This is a genomic window from Blautia parvula, assembly GCF_020215665.1.
In the GTDB taxonomy this organism is placed as follows: domain Bacteria; phylum Bacillota; class Clostridia; order Lachnospirales; family Lachnospiraceae; genus Blautia; species Blautia celeris.
Map to the genome: position 1 here is coordinate 869,887 of NZ_CP084061.1, position 22,015 is coordinate 891,901.

Consider the following 22,015-nt stretch of genomic DNA (forward strand, 5'->3'; position numbering starts at 1 on the left):
TAAGCAGGAGCAGAAATATATTATATGAATGTTTATGACAATATTTTCAAATTCAAAGGTTCCTGGAGATCCTACCAGGAACGGGTATTAAAACATGCGGATACATATCTTCAGGATGGAAAAATACATATTGTGGCGGCTCCGGGGTCAGGGAAGACAACCCTTGGTATTGAGCTTATAAGGAGACTGGGGTGTCCGGCGCTTATCCTGTCGCCCAGGCTTGTTATCCGGGAACAATGGCTGGAACGTATTCGGGAGGCGTTTTTGACAGAAGATGCGGAACACGGAAATATTCTGTCAAATGATCTGAAGTCTCCGGGATTGGTGACCTCCATAACATATCAGACCCTGTACAGCGGAATGAACCGTTATAAGGGTGAGCTGCAGGAGGAAGATACGGCGGGGGGCAGCCAGTCTGTGGATTTTTCCGGATTTGATCTGCTGGAGGCAGTCAGGACAGCCGGGATACGGGTGATTTGCCTGGATGAGTGCCATCATCTGCGCAGCGAATGGTGGGCTGCGCTGGAACATTTTATGCATGAGATGGAAAACGCCGGGGTGAAGGTCATATCTCTGACTGCAACACCGCCCTATGATTCCACACCGTCCCAGTGGGAACGGTATATACAGCTCTGCGGACCGATCGATGAGGAGATCATTGTTCCGGAACTGGTTCGGGAAGGGAGCCTATGCCCGCATCAGGATTATGTCTATTTTAATTTTCCTACCGGTGAGGAGGAAGAAAAAGTCAGGGACTTCAGAAACCAGGCGGAATCATTGCTTCAGAGCCTGATGGCAGACCGTGAATTTTTAAATATCATGGCTTCCCATCAGAAAATGCTGGATTATGATACATATGCGGAAACGATGCTGGAGGAACCGCCGTATGTATCCGCAATGCTGATTTTTTACACCGCAGCCCGGATTCCTTTTGATACAAGATGGAAAAAGCTTTTAGGCGTCAGGAATTTTCCGGAAATGGATGTGCACTGGATGGAAATATTACTGCAGAAGCTGCTGTTTGATGACAAAGACAGTTTTGTATGCGATGCGTATTACCGGGAAACACTGACGAAACAGCTGAAGAAGCAGCAGTTCCTCGTACGGCAGAGAGTCGGTCTTGTATTCAACAGTGGGATACAGAAATTACTCACAAACAGTCTGGGAAAGCTGGAAAGTATCAAGGCAGTTGTGAAAACAGAATTCAGGTCCATGAAATCAGAGCTGCGGATGCTGATACTTACCGATTACATACGGAAGGAATTTAAAACAATCATTGGAAACCCGGATGCGGAGGTCAAAAGTATCGGCGTAGTTCCCATTTTTGAGATGCTGCGCAGGGAAGTGGCACCGGACTGCAGACTGGGGGTTTTGTGCGGCAGCATGATCATTCTTCCGGTCACAGCGCTTCCCTGCCTGGAGGCCCTTTTGCGGGGAAGCACCGAAAACTGCAGTATGTCTGCCAGGGAGTTCGCAGACCGGGAAGGCAATCCGACGGGATATGCCCAGATAGATATCAGCGGCAGAACCTCTGATACGACAAAATGGATCACACAGGTTTTTGAAGCAGGATATGTGCAGGTTTTAATTGGCACAAAGTCACTGCTGGGAGAAGGATGGGATTCCCCGGGAATCAATTCCCTGATTCTGGCCAGTTTTGTGGGTTCCTATATTTTAAGCAACCAAATGCGCGGAAGAGCGATTCGTGTGATGCAGGGCAATCCGGAAAAGACAAGCAATATCTGGCATCTGGTCTGCATTGAAAACCAGAAAGAAGTGCGTGCAATGCGCAGGCTGGGATGCGATGAAGAAATGCTGTCGGAGGACTTTGCCACACTAAAACGGCGTATGAAGGGATTTATCGGGGTCAGCTATGATGGGACCAGTATTGAGGGCGGTATGGAGCGTCTGGATATTATCCAAGGTCCTTTTGACAGGAAACGAGTTTTGGTGATCAATCAAAAAATGGAGGAACTGGCCGGGAACCGTGAGGGGCTGCGGCAGAAATGGAACGATGCCATCTTGATGTATGACGGTATGGAGGTCATGGATGAAGTGGAAGTGGAACAGGGAAGGTTAAAGACAAAAGCTGTATTTTTCAATATTATGGGGCTGGTTTTTCTGGATGTAGCTTCTATGGTTATTATCCAGGGCATCCATATATGGGGAGAAAGTGCCGGCAAAAAAGATGTTTTTTCCCTGCTCCTGTATCTTGCTGCTATGCTGTTTCTCTCAATAGGCATGATTTTTCTGGTGTGGAAAGGGATAAAATATCTGACGCCGCTTCGATATTTACAGCTCATTGGAAATGGGGTGCTTAAGTCCCTGGAGTATAAAGGGCTGATTTTATCAGCGGCGCGGGTGGAAGCCAGTGACTTAAACGGCGCGTTTTATGAAGTATATCTAAAGGGCGGAAGCGTACGGGAAAAAGATATTTTTTCAAACTGTGTGGAAGAGTTTTTTGGTGTAGTGGATAACCAGCGCTATCTGCTGTACAGAAGGCACGCGGGTGTGGGAATGATGAAATATTTCTGTGTGCCGGAAATCTTTGCAAAGTCAAGGGAAGATGCCCTTTTGTTTTCAGAGTGTATGAAAAAGACAATGGGAAGTTATAAGCTTATTTATACCAGAAACCCGGAAGGGCGGAAGATTTTAATACAGGCCAGGGCCCATGCCTATGCAAACCGGGCTGACTGGGAAGTGCAAAGGCTGGTAACCGGGAGAAAGCGGAAGGTGAAGAGCAGGCTGGAATAAAAATAACCGATATACGAAAGTTTCCTATAACAGATATTCGTAGAGCATGTAGTCCGTCAATCCGGTGTCTTCATAAAACAACTGAATGGTATCCCTATATTGAAATCCCATGCTGCTGTAAAGTTTCTGCGCAGGGATATTGGTGCCGAGCACGTCTAAGCGGACTGCTTTTTGGCCGTTTTCCCCGGCAGTCCGAATGGCTTCCCGTACCATGAATTTCGCGATGCCCTGTCCCTGAAAAGCGGGAAGTACACCCAGTGCGTGCACTACGGTTACTTCCCGGGGATTGGCGGAAATACTCCACTGTATTTTTTCATATCCCTCTGTACTTTTATGATTTAAGATCATTGCAGCCGCATAAGTGCTGCCGGAGAGAAGTACATACAATTCTTTCCCGCGGATCGAGCGCATCAGAAGTTCATCCGATGGATAAATCCCCTTTTTCCATCCCGGTTTATATAAGGCAGAGTCCATCGAATCAATCAGCTGCCAATAAAAATCCCTCACTTTTTCCCATTCCGTTTCGTTTGCTGTATACAGTTCCATATGCAGAATCCCTGTCCCTTTAATTTATACAGCAATTGTATCACAACAGGTAATAGCAAAACAAGTACGGAACTTTTTTATTTTGACTGAAAATTGACTTTTCTGTGTTATAAGTCAGGTTATCATTTATAAGAAAAGGAATGTGATAAATATGAGCAGAACATACAAAATATTACTGATTGATGATGAGCAGTCAATCTTAGATATGCTGGCGCTGCAGCTTCAGTCAGAGGGATATAAAGTCTATACAGCGGCAAATGCAGATCAGGGACTGGAAAAGCTTTCCTGTGAGCCGGATATGATTCTTCTGGATATTAATATGGCCGGCATGAACGGGCTGGATCTATGTGCAAAGATCAGAGGATTTGTTGTCTGCCCCATTCTGTTTCTGACAGCGAGAATAACCGAACAGGATAAGGTAAACGGTCTGCTTGCGGGCGGTGATGACTATATCACAAAACCTTTTTCCATGGATGAGCTGCTGGCAAGAATGACAGCACACTTACGGCGGGAGGAGAGATATCACACAAAAACACAGGGCAGGTTCTCAGAAGAAATGATGATTGATTACGGTAAAAGAAAGATTTATATCAAGGGAAGTCCTGTAGAACTGTCAAATAAGGAATTTGAGATCATTAAGCTGCTATCCAGGAATGCGGGACAGGTATTTGATAAAGAACGGATCTATGAACATATATGGGGATTTAACGCGGAGGGTGACTGCAGTGTTATCAAAGAACATATCAGGAAGATCAGGATAAAGTTTGCCGAATATACCGATAAAACTTATATTGATACCGTTTGGGGAGTGGGGTACCGATGGAAAAATTAAACGGAATGATACAAAAAATGTCATTAAAAAAAGCACTTTTATCTATATCAGCCGTCAGTATTATTCTGATAGCGGCTTTATCTGTTGTGACCATCTTTTTACTGCTGAATTTGAATCAGAAAATTTTAAATACCAGGCCCATCACCATCAGAAATTCGGATATACAGTATGAAGCCGGCGAAAAGGAAGAAGGTGATTCACTGCAATATATCGTAAAACCGGATCAGTATGTATATGGAAAACTGACAGCGGAAAATCAATTGAAATATAATGTAATAACGTTTCTCATGGCAGCACTGCCGGTGTTGTATGTGGCCATCGGTTCCCTGGCAGTTGCCGTTTTTTATTATCAGGTAAAGCTGCGCGTTCCCATAGAAACCCTGAAGCGGGGGATCAGTCATATAGCTGACCAAAACCTGGATTTTGAATTGCATTACCATGCGGAAGATGAACTGGGTATGCTGTGCAGTACCTTTGAAAGTATGAGAAAAGAGCTGTACAAAAATAATCAGAGGATGTGGGAGGCGATGCAGGACAGAAAGGCTCTGACAGCTTCCGTATCCCATGATCTGAGAACACCGATTACGGTGATCAAGGGATATCTGGATTATCTCTCTAAAACCATGCTTAGAGAGCAGCTGACCGAAGAAGTATTAGAAATGACGCTTCATAACATGATGCAGTCAACAGAACGCCTTGAAAGATATGTAAGCTGTATCCATGACATTGAAAAAATAGAAGAAATAGAGATTGAAAAATCTTCTGTCTGCATGAAGGAGCTGATGTCATGTCTGGAAAAAGATTTTTCACTTATGGCTGAACAGCGAAATATCACTTTTGTGCTGGATAATAAAGCAAAAAAGGAAGTGATATACACAGATAAGAATATGCTGTTTAAAGTACTGGAAAATCTGTTCAATAATGCCTTACGGTTTACAAGAGACAGAATTCTGCTGACCATCACGGAGCATGAGGATGCGATCGCGTTTGTCATGGAGGATAACGGAAACGGTTTTTCACAGGATGAACTGGAGCATGCCGCTTCTCTGTTCTACACTTCCAATGGAAATGCAGATCATTTTGGACTGGGACTGTCAATATGCAAAATCCTCTGCGGGAAACTGGGCGGCAGCTTACATTTGAAAAATTCCCCGGACGGCGCCAGTGTCATAATTAAAATCAAAAAGTAATAGAACTTTTCAAAAAATTGACTTTTCTATGAAAAAATCTCCTTATACAAAGCGTAAGGAGGTTTTTTTATGGAAATCAGAATCGAACATTTATACAAAAAATATGGCGGACAGGAAGTTTTAAGAGATGTCTCTTTCAGGATTCCCGCAGGCATGTATGGCCTGCTGGGGAGCAACGGAGCCGGAAAAACGTCGTTCATGCGCATTCTTGCCACCATTTCAGAACCTACAGCAGGAGCGGTGACAATAAATGATATGGATATCCGAAATAAAAAAGAGATCAGAAAAATAGTAGGGTATCTGCCCCAGGAGTTTTCTGTTTACCCATCCATGAAGGTTTATGCTGCGCTGGACTATCTGGGTATTTTGGCTGAATTACCGAAAGCAGTGCGGAGACAGAGAATAGATACGGTTTTAAAACAAGTGAACCTGGAATCAGAGAAAAATAAAAAGTTTAAAAACCTTTCCGGCGGTATGAAAAGACGCTTCGGCATTGCGCAGGCGCTGCTGAATGAACCGGAAATACTGATTGCCGATGAACCGACAGCAGGTCTTGACCCGGAAGAACGCATACGGTTTTATAATCTTTTTTCCGAACTTGCAAAGGACAGAATCATACTTCTGTCAACACACATTGCCGGTGACATTGAGGCGGCCTGCTCCCGAACGGCGGTACTGGACCATGGAAAAGTCATGTTTGAAGGAAGTATTGCTGAAATGCGGAGGCTCTCAGAGGGAAACGTATATCTGACGGAAATAAAGCCCGGGGAAATAAATGATTTTAAAAAGAAATATAAAGTGATTCATCTGCAGCAGAATGGTCCTGATATCCTGTGCAGGTTCCTTTCCGACACAATACCCGCTGTAACACATGTTTTGTGTGAACCGACAGTGGAAGACAGTTACATGTATCTGCTGAAACAATGCGGGGAGGGAGAATGATATGCTGTACTTCAAAGAGTTGAAGAGAATTTGTTTTAGTGTTGTGTATGGTCTGTTTTTATTTCTGCTTGTTTTCGGATGGTATCAGAATTTTTATCATGCGACAGATAAGGAAATTCTCGCCTCCAAAGATAAGGATACCTCTTACCAGTCACAGATCACTGGAGGCTCCATTCTGGAAAAACCGGATAAAAATGCAGGATCATTCGGCAGGAAGAGGAAGGAGGTGCCGGATACCGTTATGCTTGGCGGAACAGACCATCTGCTGATGGAGTACCGTGAAAATTCTTATGCGGTGTATCCTTTTGGGTACTATAAAGAAGTTGTCTTAAATGACGCGGAACAGGATGAAATATTAAAAATATTATGTGAGATAACAGGACTTGACGAAGAGAATCTTTGGAATCTTCCGGATGATTATTTCCCGTATGTAAACGGTAATATCGTTCATTTTAAAGAAGATAACCCGGATGAAAACGGAACCATAACCATAGAGGCAGGGGAAAAAGAAGAACGTATACAAGAGGCAGAGGATAAGACAAAACATTTTGTTCCACAGGTATCCTATGACAGATTTAAAGAGCTTATGAAAAAAGCGGAGGATATGATCGGCAGAGGTTCTAATTACTCCATGGATATGCTTTTGACATATTATGGGCAGGCAGAAATGAATTATGAAGAAGCAGCAGAAGAGTACCGTAAGACGATTTATGAGGATAAAGTAAGCAGAGCTTTTGCAAGATTATTTTGTGATTATATAACGCGGTCTCTGGGGCTGTATCCTGTATTTGTGGCTGTTGTGTTCTGGATGAAGGACAGAAGAAATAAAATGAATGAGCTGATTGACAGCAGGCAGTTCGGTACTGCCAAACTTGTCATGGTAAGGTTTCTGGCTATGCTGACAGCGTGTATGCTGCCTGTATTCTTATTGAGCTTTGAATCCCTGCTGCCGCTCCTGCAATACTCTTCGGAATCCGGGATTTCAATAGATGCGCTTGCTTTTGTAAAATATATTCTCTGGTGGCTGCTGCCCACAGCGGCAGTTGTCCTATCGCTGGGAACATTTTTGACGATTCTTACATCTGCCCCGGCGGCTGTTTTAGTCCAGGCCGTATGGTGGTTTATGGATACCGGTATGACCGGATTGTGGGGAGATACAGGGTATTTTACATTGATGATACGCCATAATACACTGCGTGGTTCTGAACTGATAAGACAAAACTTTACAATCCTGTGGGTGAACAGAGGGATCATGCTCCTTTTTACTTTTATTTTTTTACTGCTTTCCTGTGTTATTTATGAGAGGAAAAGAAAGGGGAAATGCAGTCATGGGTATCAAGGGCAGAGATATTACAGGATTCTTAAAAAGAGATTTTTTACTGGCATTCAAAAGTAGTGTGATACTTGCACTCCTGTATCTTTTCTGCATTCCGATAATAAGAGGAGTGAAAAACCTGGACAGCATACAGTCAGCCCAATGTCTGGAACAGTCGGTATCCCTTATTGGAATCATTCTGTTTGTTCCGGTTACGAGATGGGAACACAGTCTGGGAATTAAGGAATTGATTTTGTCTAAGCCATGGACGTATGCAAAGACAGTTTTTATCCGTCTGCTGTCTGCGTTTTTTCTTGTTTCCTCCATGGTATCCGGATTCGCTTTCATGATGTGGCTGAACCATTGTGAATTTCCTTTTTGGAGGTTTGTATCTGTGGTGATCCTGCTTTCCTGTTTTCTGGGAATCTCCGGACTTTTTGTATCACAGATATGTCAGAATGTGGTTGTTGGGTACTTGTGGGCACTTGGATATTTTGCACTGTGCAAAATGGATGTTCTGAGCGAAGGAGATACGCTGTATTTATTTGGGCTGAGCGAAAGTGTGGAATCCGGCGGCAGGTTATGGTGCTTTTTGAGCCTGTCGATACTATTTTTGTTTTCGCTGCTGCTCCTTATCCGAATACAGAAAAGATGAGCTTTTCCTGTGTTCATTTCTTGACGCAGAACGGTAAAAGGATATAGAATGAAAGTAAAGAAAGGAATCAAAAATATGATATACACAACAGAATATAACTCACCGGTGGGACGGATCATGATAGCGGCGAAAGACGAAGCACTGACTGGTCTTTGGATAGAAAATCAAAAATACTATCCGGCATCTGTGAAAGAAGAAATGAAACAATGCGATGATCTGGCAGTTCTCGTACAGGCCAAAGACTGGCTGGACCGTTACTTTGCCGGAGAAAAACCGCAGATCAGGGAATTAAATCTGGCGCCTGTCGGAAGTGAATTTCGCAGAGCTGTATGGGAGCTTCTCACAGAAATCCCATACGGTGAGGTCACTACATACGGAAAAATAGCCGGGAAGGTAGCAAAAAGTCTGGGGCTGGACCGGATGTCTGCGCAGGCTGTAGGCGGAGCTGTGGGACATAACCCCATCTCCATTATCATACCCTGCCATCGCGTGGTTGGCACAAACGGCAGCCTGACGGGTTACGCCGGGGGAATAGATAAGAAAATAGCATTGCTGACACACGAGGGCATTTCCATGGATCGATTCTTCGTGCCAAAGAAGGGAACTGCTTTGTAGAGAAAGCAAAATGAATAAGGAGGATAAGATATGTCCATAGCAGTTGTATGGTCAAGTGCAAATACAGACGGGCTGACCGCGTCGGCAAAGGATGCATTTATTGAGGGAATCCGGGAAAACGGTACGGATGTGGAGGAAATCTATTTAAATGGACTGAAGCTGGAGCACTGCCGCGCCTGCGGCAATGGCTGGGGCGCCTGCCGGGCTAAAGGCGTCTGCATTATAAAGGATGATTTTGAGGAAACCTATAAAAAACTGGCAGAGGCAGACGGTATTGTGTGGATCACTGCCGTTTACTGGCATGATACAACAGAGGTCATGAAAGCATTTGTGGACCGCCTCAGAAGATGTGAAACGGCACATAACGGCTATTTAAGCCAAAAGAGATGCTTCCTGGCTGCCTGTGCAGGAGGAACCGGGCTTGGGGCTGTGGAATGCCTTCACAATATGGAGGAAGCACTCAAGCATATGGGAATGCGGGCTTACGACCGTGTTCCGGTGATTCGCTTCAATAAGGATTATATGCTGCCTGCACTCAGGGAGGCAGGAAAGATATATGCCGGGCGTCTTGTGGAAGGGTTTGATATGAGATATTAGGACTGCTGTACAGTGGGGGAAACTATGAGGCTATATAATTATGATACAAAGCTTCTCTTAAACATGCAGATACTTGTTGATAACCTGGAAGAGGACTATAATATCTCTTTTTTCTGCAGATGGCATGATGAGCAGAGACTGACCGGTGCTTCTATTTACTATGGGCAGAAGGAGCTGTCTTCCGACCTGGTTTATGTGGCAAAAGCAGAGGTATATGCCCGATTTCCGATTACAGAAAAAGGTATATGCCGGGTTATTGTGGGAAAATTGAAAGAAAAACCGGACGCTCTGTTGTGTTCCGTCATTGAACTTGAGGAATCTGTATGCTGGGAAAGTGTTTTTAACTATATACAGGAAATTTTTATTCGATACGCCTCCTGGTCCCAAAAGCTGGAGGATATATTAAACAGCGGCGGCGGACTCCATGAATTGTGTGTTTCTGCCATGGATTTTTTCCAGAATCCACTTTATATCCATGACAATAATTTTTATGTTCTTGCCATGCCTACTTGGGTCGTAGGTATGGGGAATATTCAGGTAGATGAGAATTCCGGTAATATTTTCTTCTCCCAGGAGAAAATACAAAAGCTGCAGAAGAGTCCGGCCTACATACAGACGCTCTCCACCCGCGGCGCACATATATGGGAACCTTCTTACGGAACCCATCGCATGCTTTATACAAATATCTGGACAAGTGACCATCATTACTGCGGTCGTTTTTTGCTCCATGAGCTGAATCGTTCCCTAAAGCCGGGTGATTTTCTTATGGTCAATCATTTTGCGACCTTTCTGCGCATGGCATTTGACCGCAATCTCTTTAAGCGAAACGATGTGACCTCTTTTGAAAAAATCATATTGAAGTTGATCAAAGGAGAGGCGATCGAACAGAGGTATTTGGTAAAACGTCTGGAAATGCTGGGGTGGGAGCTTACACACGAATATATCTGCTTGAAAATAGAAATACAAAAAGAAAGCAAAGAAATACTAAGACATCAGAAAATATGCAGTTCTGTGAATATCATATTAAAAGATGCACTTTCCATATCCGTAGAAAACGGAGCTTTAACCATCTGCAATCTGACGCTGTCACAATATTCTCGTACAGAACTTCCGGTCAAATTGGAGGGCCTGTGCAGAGAGATGAATCTGACCATGGGGTGCAGCAATCATTTTTATGATTTTACGGAAGTAGGAGAATACAGCCGGCAGGCAGAAGAGGCGATTCAACTGGGCCTGCAGCGGAAGCCCAAAGAATATTTTTTCTATTTCTCTGACTATGTACTTGATTACATTATCGGACATTTTACGGAAGAATTCAGCATTCGTTCCATATGTTCCGATTCTATACTTGCCCTGGTCGAGATTGACCGGCAAAAAGGAACGGAATATATGGAGACTCTGGCCAGCTATTTTAAAAACGGAGGAAACCAGACGCCTACAGCAAATGACCTTTTCATACACCGCAGTACGCTGATGTACCGTCTGGAACGTATTCAGAAGCTGATCGGAATAGATTTGGAGGATTCGGATACCAGACTCTTTATTCAAATCGCTATGCGTCTTCTGGGGTATCTGAATTAATTTATAAGGGATAACAGTTCAGGGGCTGTTGTTCCTTATTTTTTTGACTTTAATGTTCTCCGCATTTTGCGGAAATTTAAAAGTTATTTTAAAAATTCGGCGGATTTACATCGCTTACATGCGAAGATATAATGCAGTTATAAAAATTCGACGAGCGGAGGTAACATTATGGCGATTCCTTTTCATGAAGATGAGCTGACTGTAGTAGAAATATCAAAGGCATTCCGAGATGCCAGTGTACCGGTGTTTCATTATCCGATCACCATGAGAGAGGCCTGGAAAAGAATGGCTTTAGACAAAAAACCGGTATGGATGTGTACCGGTGTGGAAACTTTTAGCTTTTATCCGGATATCATTCCCGATAATCGTGCCAGAGGCTATGTCAATGACGGCGGAAGACGTATCAAAGAGGAAGAAAAGGGCGGAAGAGATATGTTCGGCATTGAATGGATTTATGTTCCTGTGGCAGAAGGTTCTATGGAAAAGCCGGGATGTCCCCACTTATTTGAGGATGCCAATGATTGGAAGGCAGCCGTCAAATGGCCGGATATAGATTCCTGGGACTGGGAAGCAAGCAAAAAAGAGAATGCAGAGTTCCTGAAAAATGACCAGTTCCGGTATATAACATTCCTGAATGGTTTTGGTTTTGAGCGTCTCATTTCTTTTATGGGATTTGAAGCGGCTGCCATGGCACTGGTTGACGAGGAGCAGCAGGATGCTTTAAAGGAGCTTTTTGACAGGCTGTCCGATTTATATTGCAGAATCATTGACAAATGCTGTGAGGCATATGATATTGACGGATTCATAATCCATGACGACTGGGGAACCCAGAGAGCGCCGTTTTTTTCTTTTGATACAGGCAGGGAACTGCTCGTTCCTTATATGAAAAAGGTGACGGACCATATCCATGCAAAAGGAAAGGTGGCCGAACTGCACAGCTGCGGTTGTAATGAAATGCAGATTGAAAATTATATTGCCGGCGGATGGGATATATGGGGGCCTATGAGCAATATAAATAATACACAAAGACTTTTTGAAGATTACGGAGATAAGATTATTCTGGGAGTAATGCCGGATCTTTACGATCCGAAGGTTGATTCTGAGGAAACCATCCGTGAAAAGGCGAATGCCTTTGTTCAAAAGTTTTGTTCTGACCCAGATAAAATCTGTATTATCAATCGGTACTTCGGGCCATATCTGCAAGGGGTATATGCAGAGGAACTTTATAAAGCATCTCGTATGAAATATGAAAACTGCTGAAACAGACTTAGGGAGGGGTAAATATGGGTGACGCTATCCGCATTCTTGTTACACTAGTCATGATTGCCATGATCTTGATCATTGTGGCAAGAAAGTATTATACTGCAACAGCTTTTCTTGGTATTGGATTTGTGGTTCTGCTGGTGACAACACTGATAACCGGCCAGAGTGCCATTGCCGAGGGCGGTTCCGGTAACGCGGTTGTAGATGTTTTTGAAGTAATGGCAAATGCTATTACCACATCGCTTGGTTCTACAGGCCTTGTAATTATGGTAGTCATGGGATATGTGGGCTATATGACGCATGTAAAGGCAGCAGAATTGTTCAGCATCGTAGTGGCAAGACCGCTGCGGAAAATAAAACATTCGGAAATATTGATTTTTGCCACTTTTGTGCTGGTCGTAATCGTGAAGCTTGCCATTCCTTCCAGCTCGAGCGAAGTTTCTCTTCTGATAGCAACTGTCTTTCCGGTTTTGATAGCTGTGGGTATCAGTAAAGAGACATCGGCATCCCTTTTAATGGTTGCAACAGCTATTGTCTGGGGGCCTTCCAACACGCTGGCGCTTACTGCTTTTAACGGTGCAGGACTGGAGAATATTTCTATTCCCGTTTATTTTGTGACAAAAGAGATTCTTCCGGTGATTTGTATGATCGTAGTGGGGACCATTGTATTTATTCTTGTGAACAAATACTTTGATAAAAAAGAAGGAGTGCTGGTAAGCCGTTCAGAACTTCCGGAATTAAAGGATGTGAAAGAGCTTGGGATTCCTAAATTCTATGCAGTTTTTCCGGTACTTCCGGTATTACTGGTGATTGTTTTCAGCCCTATTGTACAGCAGTATATTACAATCTCCGTAGTAGCTGCCAATTTTATGTCGTTCCTTTTGGTCATGATCATTGAAATTATCCGGAAACGTAATATACGCCGGACTTTTGAAGATTCCAAGGCTCTTTTTGAAGGAATGGGTAAAGCATTTGTCAGTGTCGTATCTATTCTTATCGGTATCAATGTATTTTCGGCGGCGCTGAATCAGGTGGGTGGTTTGAAAATACTGGCCGGAGCATTTGCGGGCGCCGGGGGAGGGACAATTACCATTGCAGTGATCGGTGCCATTGCGGCATTTATCCTGATAGGTATCGGCAGTTCCATCAGCGGAACACTTCCTTTGTTTTCATCACTGTATGCGGCTTTTGCTGCATCAGAAGGCGAACTGGTCAATATGGTGCGTATCCTGATTTTTGGCGGAAGCCTTGCCAGTGCTGTCAATCCCATTGCGCCTACGACCATGATCGTCAGCGGCGGCTGTAATGTACCTATTACGACAATTATCAAGAGAACCATTATTCCTGCACTGGCATGTCTGCTTACAGAAATGATCGTGTGTATTCTGATTCCCTAAACAGAAGGACGTAAAATTTTCCGGAGGTAAAGTGTTATGAATACAGAAATTCTGATCACGTTGGTCATTCTGCTTTGCGCAGTGGTTTTTTATTCCACAACCTGGATGAATATGACTGCCACATCCCTGCTTATTCTGGCTGCACTTTATCTCTCCGGGATTGTATCTGTATCGGAACTGTTTGTCAATCTGGTAAACAGTTCTACGCTTCTGGTCATCTTTATGTTTATCATCAGTGGTTCGCTTTTGAAATCAGGAGCCTCCGCATTTATCGGAAAATGCCTGCTTTGGCATGCAGTGTCTGAAAAACAGATCGTTATGCGCCTGCTGCTGCTTTCCATGCTGCTGTCTGCATTTTTCAGCAATATGGCAACCGCGGCAGTGGTGGCTACCTTTGCAGTAGGTATAGCGAAATCAAGCAAAGCATACCGTCTTCCCAAAATGACAATGAGCATAGCGGTGGGGAGCATCCTTGGAGGCATGCTTACTATTATAGGTGTTTCCGGGAATGTAATGGTAAGAACATTTTTGGAAGAGGCGGGGGCAGGTACTGTCGGATTCTGGGATTTTGGGAAGATAGGTCTTCCTCTCTGCATTACGGGTTATATTTATATGTATTTTATCGGCTACAGGCTGTCGCCTTCTCAGTCTGTAACGGAGTCTGCCATAAACGACACAGAAAAGCAGGATAACGTATACAGGAAAGGACAATGCATATTTACTTTGATGGTATTTGCATCGGTGGTTATCTGTATGATGTTGGAAAATATAATCCATCTTCCAATCCACATGGCGGCATTTTTCGGAAGTCTGGTACTGATCGTCAGCAGGACGGTAACGGAGAAAGAGGCGTTTTCCTATGTGAATTGGCCTACAACACTTATGTTTGCAAGTCTTCTGACTCTGGGCGCTGCAATTTCCAAGTCCGGAGCAGCCCCTTTGATTTCCGACACTTTTTTGCGGTTGTTTGGGGAGGAGACGAATAAGACATTTATTTTGGTCGTTTTCTTCGTTTTTATTGTGATCATCACGCAGTTTATGTCCAACGGTGCCACGGCAGCCGTTTTTTATCCCATTGGTCTTTCTGTTGCACAGCAGTTGAATGTCAGTCCTGTGGCAGCCCTGATGATGGTCTGTGTGGCAGCGGGCAGCTCTTTTGCAACGCCGATGGCGACACCGCTGAATGCATACTTAATGTCGGTTTCCGGATGTCGTTTTTCTGATTATATGAAAGTAGGAGTACCTTTATTGCTGCTTACAACGATTGTCTGTGTGATTTTGTGTCCTTTGATTTGGCGTATTGGCTGAATCGAAACGCCTCCCCGGGAGTACGGGGAGGCGCCAATATTAATAGTTTTCTTTCCTTACTTCAAAATAACTCTGTGAATACTTGCAGACAGGGCATACCTCAGGTGCCTTTTTCCCCATAACCAAATGTCCGCAGATACGGCATTCCCACATGGTTTCCTCCCCTTTTTCAAATACCTGCTGCATCTCTACATTTTTAAGAAGGGCACGGTAACGCTCTTCATGGGACTTCTCGATTGCGCCTACTCTGCGGAATCGTTCTGCCAATTCCGGGAAGCCTTCTTCTTCGGCGTCTTTGGCCATGCGGTCATACATGTCCGTCCATTCATAGTTTTCTCCTTCGGCTGCTGCCAGCAGATTCTGGGCGGTGTGTCCCAGATGCCCCAGCTCCTGATACCAGATCCGGGCATGCTCCTGTTCATTGCGGGCCGTTTTAAGGAAGATTTCCGATAACTGGTCATAGCCTTCCTGACTTGCAATATTGGCAAAATAGGTGTATTTGTTGCGTGCCTGGCTTTCACCGGCAAAAGCTTCCATCAGGTTTTTCTCTGTTTTCGTTCCGGCATAAGGATTTTCGGATGAAGCCTGTTTTTCTTCGATTTTTTCAAATGCGGTTGCCGGCTGTTTGCACACAGGGCAGGTAAAGCCTTCTGTTAATGGTCCTTCATGTATATAACCACAGATTTTACAGCGATATTTCTCCATTGTTTTTCCTCCCAGATCTTTGCTTCTGTCTATATAGTTTGTATGTAACATTTCTTCTGCCAGCCTGCTGAGCGGCTGGCCGTAAAATTCTCGATACAATTGCTGGATTTCAGCATTGTCATGGCTGTTGCGCAGCTTCATCTCATCATCGCGCTTATATAATCCGGCAATCCGTTCTTTGCGCAGTTCGTCTCCCTTTAACAAAGTTCCCTTTGGCTGACCGCCGCCGCCGATGCAGCCGCCCGGACAGGTCATGACTTCGATAAAATGATAGGTTTGTCCGCTGCTGCGCCATTTTCGGATGAATTCTGTGGCTGCCTTTGTGCCAAAGATGACAACAGCTTTTAATTTGAGCGGGCCGATGGTCACTTCTGCTTCTTTTACGGATTCCATACCGCGGACGGGTTTTAGATTATAAAAATCAGCAGGGGCGGGATTGCCTGTAATGAACTGATGGGCAGTGCGCAGAGCAGCCTCCATGACACCTCCTGTATTTCCGAATATGACACCTGCGCCGGAGGCCTCCCCCATAAAGGAATCGTAGTCTGAGTCTTTCAGGGACGCAAAATCAATGTTCTCTTCTTTCGCCCATTTTGCCAGTTCCCTGGTGGTGATCACATAGTCCATATCGCGCATATCCTCAATATCAAGATATTTGGAGGCTGCGTTCATTTCCCCGCGGCGGATCTCGAATTTCTTGGCAGTACAGGGGGTGACAGCTACATTGACGATTTTTGCCGGGTCCAGCCCCATTTTTTTCGCAAAATAAGTTTTGACTGTGGGACCCTGCATACCGATAGGACTCTTGGATGAAGAGATATGTGCCAGGATATCCGGATGATAGGTTTCTGCGTATTTTACCCAAGAAGGGCAGCAGCTTGTGAACTGGGGGAGAGGCGCAGTCTTCTTTGTAACACGCTCAATTAACTCACTGGCTTCCTCCATGATTGTCAGGTCGGCTGCAAAATTGGTGTCTAATACATAATCACCACCCAATTTCCGCAGTAAAGCGATCATTTTTCCCTGTACAAAACTTCCGCCGGACAGATCAAATTCTTCCCCTAAAGCGATTCTTACGGAGGGGGAGGTGTTGAAAATGACAATTTTATCCGGATCAGCGATTGCATTTCTTACATCCTGGTATTCATATTTTTCGGTGATACTGGAGACAGGACAGACATTTGCGCACTGACCGCAGTTGATACAGACTGCCCGGTTGTTCGTATCTTCTAATTCGTAGGTATCATGAACACCTATATAATCTGTGCAGATGATCTTGCACTGTCCGCATTTTATGCACAGCGATTCGTCACGCATAATGGATGGGTTATCCGGCTCGATGGGGACACGCACACTCTTTGGTAAATGATTCATGGAAACCTCCTTTGATAAATGATAATTGTTACTGTTATTATTATATTATACCAAAATTATCCAGTTTGTCAATGAAAATGGATAAAATTAGTTAGGTAAAAGTGAACGCTGAAAAGCGCTTGCTTTTTAAGCGGGTTATTGTATACTACTTTATAAAGTCGTACATAACAGATAAACTTTTAAAACCCAAAAGAGGAGAATGCAAATGAATACAAAAATTTTTCAGGAGGCCATGGAAATACAGGAGGAATTGACAAAATGGAGACATGAGCTGCATAAGATACCGGAAATCGGTCTTGTACTTCCAAAGACCAGTGCCTTTGTTCAGAAAAAGCTGGAGGAATTTCAAATTCCTTTTGAGACGAAAGTAGAAGGAAATTGTGTTGTGGGATGTCTGGGAAAGGGAGAGCAGTGTCTGATGCTCCGGGCAGATATGGATGGGCTGCCTATGCAGGAGGAGACAGGACTGCCTTACGCCTCAGAGAATGGGAATATGCATGCCTGCGGTCATGATCTGCACACAGCAGCCCTTCTGGGAGCAGCAAAATTGCTGAAAGTGCATGAGAGGGAACTGAAAGGATGCATCAAGCTTTTATTCCAGCCTGCGGAAGAAACTTTTCTCGGAGCAGAGGCAGCCATACATGACGGTGTATTGGAAAATCCTAAAGTGGATGCAGCGGTTGGTCTCCATGTAGCCTCCGAGTTTCCGGTAGGTGTTGTGGCATATGGAACACAGGAATACGCTTCTGTCTATGGATTTAAGATCATACTGACAGGAAAGGGAACTCATGGAGCCATGCCGCAGAATGGTATCGATCCTATCAACGCAGGGGTCCATATTTACCTGGCTCTGCAGGAATTGATGGCGCGTGAGTGTGATCCTGCGGAAGAGGCGGCGCTGACGATCGGACAGTTTACCGCCGGAAATGCAGCGAATGTGATTCCTGAGCAGGCAGTCCTCCAGGGTACGCTCCGGACATTTGATGAAAAAACGCATGTACAGATGATCCGGCGCATTGAAGAAGTTGTCAGCGGGGTAGCGGCCACTTACCGTGTCCGGGCTGAAATTGAAGTGCTCAGTGATGTTCCGGTCCTCAACTGTGAGGAATCACAAAATGAACATTTTGCCAAAGCGTTTAAGGAAATGTCTCCGGAGCTGAAAATCTTCCCCGATGTTCATACCATGGGCTCCGAGGATTTTGCATTCTACGCACAAAAAGTACCCTCCTCCTATTTTATGGTGGGAGCAAAGCAGGAGGAGACTGCTATATCCTATGCGCATCATAATCCAAAAGTCTGCTTCAGTGATAAAGCGCTTCCCATAGCGGCATCCATCTATGCCTGCGCTGCGCTGAACTGGCAGATTGAGTAAGAGAAGCTAACCGTTTCCCCATTTCAGACACCGTTTGGCGGACAATGAGATGACATGCAAAAAGCTGCCAGGCTCTCCGAAAAAGAGCGGCAGCTTTTTGCTATTTTATAAAGGTTCATTCTGATTTGCGACTGCCGCCGGTTTTTAAAACATTCCGGCTACTATATGTACAAGCAGTGCCGCAATCCAGGCGATCACGCATTGCCCGGCTACAACTGCGCAGGCCCATTTTCCGCCAAGTTCCCTTTTGATGGAGGCAACCGCCGCTACGCACGGCGTATACAACAGACAGAAGACAAGAAGAGCAGCTGCGCCTGCGGTTGTCAGTGTGCCGAGCAGCATATCTGTCCTGCCAAAAAGAACGGTCAGTGTAGAAACAACGCTTTCTTTTGCCATAAATCCACTGACCAGAGCTGTGGAAATCCTCCAGTCTCCAAACCCAAGGGGTGAAAAAACAGGAGCGATCACACCGGCAATGGCAGCAAGAATACTGTCTTTGGAGTCTGAGACCATATTCAGACTCATATCAAAGCTCTGCAGGAACCAGATGATAATGGTTGCAATAAAAATAACGGTAAAAGCCCTTTCAAGAAAATCCTTTGCTTTCTCCCAGAGCAGCTGTCCCACGTTTTTTGCTCCCGGCATGCGGTAATTGGGAAGCTCCATCACAAAAGGAACCGGTTCTCCCCTGAACATGGTACTCTTAAAAAGCAATGCCATCAGTATGCCTGTCAAAATCCCGAACACATACAATCCGATCATTACAAGCGCTGCCCGATCCGGGAAAAATGCCTCTGTAAAAAACGCATATATGGGAAGCTTTGCAGTACAGCTCATAAACGGGGTCAGTAAAATGGTCATCTTCCGGTCTCTCTCTGAAGACAGAGTCCGGCTGGCCATCACGCCGGGAACCGTACAGCCGAATCCGATCAGCATGGGAACGATACTTCTGCCGGATAAGCCGAGTTTACGCAGAAGCTTATCCATAATAAACGCAACTCTTGCCATATAGCCGCTGTCCTCCAGAAGGGACAGAAAGAAAAACAGAGTCACAATGATGGGAAGAAAGCTTAGCACGCCTCCCACACCGCTGAAGATACCGTCAATGATAAGAGAGTGTACAGCTTCATTTACGTGTGCTGCCGTCATGGCGCTGTCTGCAAGTTGTGTCATCCATGTGATCACCGCTTCCAGCGCACCCTGAAGCCATGCGCCTATCACATTGAAGGTCAGCCAGAAGACCACAGCCATGATTCCGATAAAAGAGGGAATCCCTGTGTATTTTCCGGTAAGTATGCGGTCCATTCTTTTGCTCCGCAGCCGTTCCCTGCTTTCTTTTGGTTTCATGACTGCTGTGTCACAGGCGCGGTTAATATAGGCAAACCGCATGTCTGCCACTGCCGAGGCGCGGTCCATCCCTGTCTCTTCCTCTGTCTGGATCACAATGTGTTCCAGCATTTCTTTTTCATTCTGGCTTAAATCAAGCTGCTCCAGAATCCGGTTATCGCCTTCCATGATTTTGCTGGCTGCAAAACGTATGGGAATGTTTTCGGTCCTGGCGTGGTCTTCGATCAGATGCATCACTGCGTGGAGTCCTCTGTGAATGCCGCTTCCGGTGTCTGCGCAGAAATCTGTTTTGGCAGGAGCTTCCTGATATTTGGCAACATGGACTGCATGTTTTACCAGTTCTTCGATGCCTTCTCCCTTAGATGCGGAAATGGGCACTACCGGCACACCCAGAAATGCTTCCATATCATTGACCTTCACGGAACCTCCGTTCTCCAACAGTTCATCCATCATGTTTAACGCTACGACCATGGGCATGTTTAATTCCATCAACTGCATGGTCAGATACAGGTTGCGCTCCATATTGGTGGAATCCACGATATTGATGATTCCTTTGGGTCTGTCTTTCAACAGAAATTCCCTTGTCACAATTTCTTCGCTGCTGTAAGGCGACATGGAATAGATACCCGGAAGGTCTGTGATCCGTGTGTTTTTATGGCCTTTTATCACCCCGTCTTTTCGGTCTACGGTAACACCGGGAAAATTTCCCACATGCTGATTGGAGCCGGTCAGCTGATTAAACAAGGTGGTCTTGCCGCAGTTTTGGTTGCCCACAAGCGCAAAGGTAAGGATTTCACTGTCCGGAAGGGGATTTTCCTGCTCTTTTACGTGGTATTTTCCGCCTTCTCCGTATCCGGGATGGGGTGCTTCCGTGATCTTTATTTTTTCCTCTTCTTTTTCAGAAGTGCGGTGGATTTCTTCCACCTGGATTTTTTCCGCGTCATCAAGCCGGATGGTCAGTTCGTATCCGTGGAGCTTTAATTCGATGGGGTCTCCCATAGGTGCGTATTTGACAACCGTTACCTCCGTCCCCTGAATCAGTCCCATATCCAGAAAATGCTGGCGCAGCGCCCCGCTTCCGCCGACAGAATGTATAATGGCTGTTTTTCCAATCTTCAGTTCTTTTAAAGTCATTTCGTTTCTCCTTATGTTAGCGTCTTCTAACTTTATGTTCCTACTATATTTCAGCGGCTTTGTTTGGTCAACTGATTCCGGTGTCATCCTTCCATTTGGGTAAAAAGTATTTCCGATTGGATTAATATTATATTTTTTCTCATAAAAATCAGGTGACGGAATAAAAACCATATGGTAGAATTGAGCCTGAGAATACGAGGGAAAGAGGAGAGATTATGAAAGATAGTTTAGAGGTCCTTCCCGGGATTGAATTGTCTGTTATCCATTTTCATTCTGAAAGGTTCACCATGCACCATGAGCTGTTTTCTGATGTTCTGGAGGTGAATTATTGCCATAGAGGAAGGATCGGATGGGATATGAGGGACGGTTCCTCTGTCTTTTTAGGCGCCGGTGATCTGGAAATCCACACAATGGACTGCTGTGCTGACTCCACGATCACTCTGCCCCTGGGAGGTTATGAAGGGATTACCGTTCTGTTTGATATGGAAGTTCTGGAAAATCATGTTCCGGAATTGCTCAAGGATGCCGGCCTGAATGGCAGGGCACTTTTGAAGAAGCTCTGTCCCGTGCAGACACCTCTGTCCCTGCCTGCAAGTCCTGAAATCTCCGGCATTTTTTCCTGCCTTTTTGAAGTTCCCCAAAAGCTGCTGCCTTCCTACTACAGAATCAAAATGCTGGAGCTTTTACTTTACCTGGAGCAGCTTAAACCGTCCCATGTGAACAGGCTGACATCCTATCAGTCAGAATTAACGGTTCTGATCCGGGAAATCCATGATTTTATAACCGCTGACTTATCAAAGCGATTTACCATAGAGGAATTGTCAAAAAAATATCTGATCAATACCACCACCCTGAAAAAGATTTTCAAAGCTGTGTATGAGAAACCCATAGCTGCTTATATGAAAGAGTACCGCATCCGCCAGGCCATGCTCCTGCTTTCTCAGACGGATGACAGCATGGCGGATATTGCCGGGCAGGTAGGGTATGTGAATCAGGGGAAATTTACGCAGGCTTTTAAAGAGCAGACACAGATGCTTCCAACGGAATATAGAAAACGCTGCCGGTTACGCAAAATGGAAAAAGAATAA

Annotated in this window: 17 protein-coding genes; 14 read left to right on the forward strand and 3 right to left on the reverse strand. The window is 44.9% G+C overall.

The window, feature by feature from the left end:
- Positions 1-24: 24 nt before the first annotated feature.
- Complete coding sequence (locus LC508_RS04160; RefSeq protein WP_103731864.1) at positions 25-2,754, forward strand: DEAD/DEAH box helicase family protein; 2,730 nt, start codon at positions 25-27, stop codon at positions 2,752-2,754.
- A 24-nt stretch (positions 2,755-2,778) separates the two neighbouring features.
- Here the strand turns inward: LC508_RS04160 and LC508_RS04165 are convergent, their stop codons facing one another.
- A complete protein-coding gene (locus LC508_RS04165) occupies positions 2,779-3,300 on the reverse strand; it encodes a GNAT family N-acetyltransferase (protein WP_033139534.1) in 522 nt (173 codons plus the stop codon).
- Between the two features lie 151 nt (positions 3,301-3,451).
- On the opposite strand from LC508_RS04165, the gene LC508_RS04170 reads away from it, so the two are divergent.
- The 11 genes from LC508_RS04170 to LC508_RS04220 all read left to right on the forward strand — a co-directional run bounded on the left by LC508_RS04170 (position 3,452) and on the right by LC508_RS04220 (position 14,995).
- Complete coding sequence (locus tag LC508_RS04170; RefSeq protein WP_033139535.1) at positions 3,452-4,132, forward strand: response regulator transcription factor; 681 nt, start codon at positions 3,452-3,454, stop codon at positions 4,130-4,132.
- Positions 4,120-5,322, forward strand: coding sequence for a HAMP domain-containing sensor histidine kinase (locus LC508_RS04175; RefSeq protein WP_103731863.1), 1,203 nt, complete (start codon positions 4,120-4,122; stop codon positions 5,320-5,322). Before LC508_RS04170 ends, LC508_RS04175 begins: the two co-directional genes overlap by 13 nt.
- Positions 5,323-5,391: 69 nt before the next feature.
- Positions 5,392-6,264: an ABC transporter ATP-binding protein gene (locus tag LC508_RS04180; RefSeq protein WP_118594163.1), complete on the forward strand. Its 873-nt coding sequence runs from the start codon at positions 5,392-5,394 to the stop codon at positions 6,262-6,264.
- 1 nt (position 6,265) lies between these two features.
- Positions 6,266-7,660, forward strand: a complete 1,395-nt coding sequence (locus tag LC508_RS04185) for a hypothetical protein (RefSeq protein ID WP_054353655.1) — start codon at positions 6,266-6,268, stop codon at positions 7,658-7,660.
- A gap of 49 nt (positions 7,661-7,709) precedes the next feature.
- Positions 7,710-8,234 carry a hypothetical protein gene (locus LC508_RS04190; protein WP_147396182.1) on the forward strand — a complete coding sequence of 175 codons (525 nt, stop codon included), beginning with the start codon at positions 7,710-7,712 and terminating at the stop codon, positions 8,232-8,234.
- Positions 8,235-8,309: 75 nt separating this feature from the next.
- Positions 8,310-8,849, forward strand: coding sequence for a methylated-DNA--[protein]-cysteine S-methyltransferase (locus LC508_RS04195; RefSeq protein WP_103732884.1), 540 nt, complete (start codon positions 8,310-8,312; stop codon positions 8,847-8,849).
- 30 nt (positions 8,850-8,879) lie between these two features.
- Positions 8,880-9,446: a flavodoxin family protein gene (locus tag LC508_RS04200; RefSeq protein WP_033139539.1), complete on the forward strand. Its 567-nt coding sequence runs from the start codon at positions 8,880-8,882 to the stop codon at positions 9,444-9,446.
- Positions 9,447-9,470: 24 nt separating this feature from the next.
- The gene (locus tag LC508_RS04205; RefSeq protein ID WP_225305312.1) at positions 9,471-11,027 is read left to right on the forward strand and encodes a PucR family transcriptional regulator; all 1,557 of its coding nucleotides are present in this window, start codon (positions 9,471-9,473) and stop codon (positions 11,025-11,027) included.
- Positions 11,028-11,195: 168 nt separating this feature from the next.
- The gene (locus LC508_RS04210) at positions 11,196-12,287 is read left to right on the forward strand and encodes a uroporphyrinogen decarboxylase/cobalamine-independent methonine synthase family protein (protein ID WP_033139541.1); all 1,092 of its coding nucleotides are present in this window, start codon (positions 11,196-11,198) and stop codon (positions 12,285-12,287) included.
- A gap of 23 nt (positions 12,288-12,310) precedes the next feature.
- A complete protein-coding gene (dcuC, locus tag LC508_RS04215) occupies positions 12,311-13,687 on the forward strand; it encodes a C4-dicarboxylate transporter DcuC (RefSeq protein WP_033139542.1) in 1,377 nt (458 codons plus the stop codon).
- Positions 13,688-13,723: 36 nt separating this feature from the next.
- Positions 13,724-14,995 carry an SLC13 family permease gene (locus LC508_RS04220; RefSeq protein WP_033139543.1) on the forward strand — a complete coding sequence of 424 codons (1,272 nt, stop codon included), beginning with the start codon at positions 13,724-13,726 and terminating at the stop codon, positions 14,993-14,995.
- Positions 14,996-15,034: 39 nt separating this feature from the next.
- Here LC508_RS04220 and rbr read toward each other — a convergent pair whose 3' ends face one another.
- Positions 15,035-17,074: a rubrerythrin gene (gene rbr / locus LC508_RS04225; RefSeq protein WP_033139544.1), complete on the reverse strand. Its 2,040-nt coding sequence runs from the start codon at positions 17,072-17,074 to the stop codon at positions 15,035-15,037.
- A gap of 205 nt (positions 17,075-17,279) precedes the next feature.
- Here rbr and LC508_RS04230 point away from each other — a divergent pair, with 205 nt between their 5' ends.
- Positions 17,280-18,446, forward strand: a complete 1,167-nt coding sequence (locus tag LC508_RS04230; protein ID WP_103732418.1) for a M20 metallopeptidase family protein — start codon at positions 17,280-17,282, stop codon at positions 18,444-18,446.
- Between the two features lie 144 nt (positions 18,447-18,590).
- On the opposite strand, the gene feoB is transcribed toward LC508_RS04230, so the two are convergent.
- Complete coding sequence (feoB, locus tag LC508_RS04235; protein WP_118594164.1) at positions 18,591-20,927, reverse strand: ferrous iron transport protein B; 2,337 nt, start codon at positions 20,925-20,927, stop codon at positions 18,591-18,593.
- Positions 20,928-21,142: 215 nt separating this feature from the next.
- Between feoB and LC508_RS04240 the strand changes: the two genes are divergently transcribed.
- The gene (locus LC508_RS04240) at positions 21,143-22,015 is read left to right on the forward strand and encodes a helix-turn-helix domain-containing protein (protein ID WP_054353663.1); all 873 of its coding nucleotides are present in this window, start codon (positions 21,143-21,145) and stop codon (positions 22,013-22,015) included.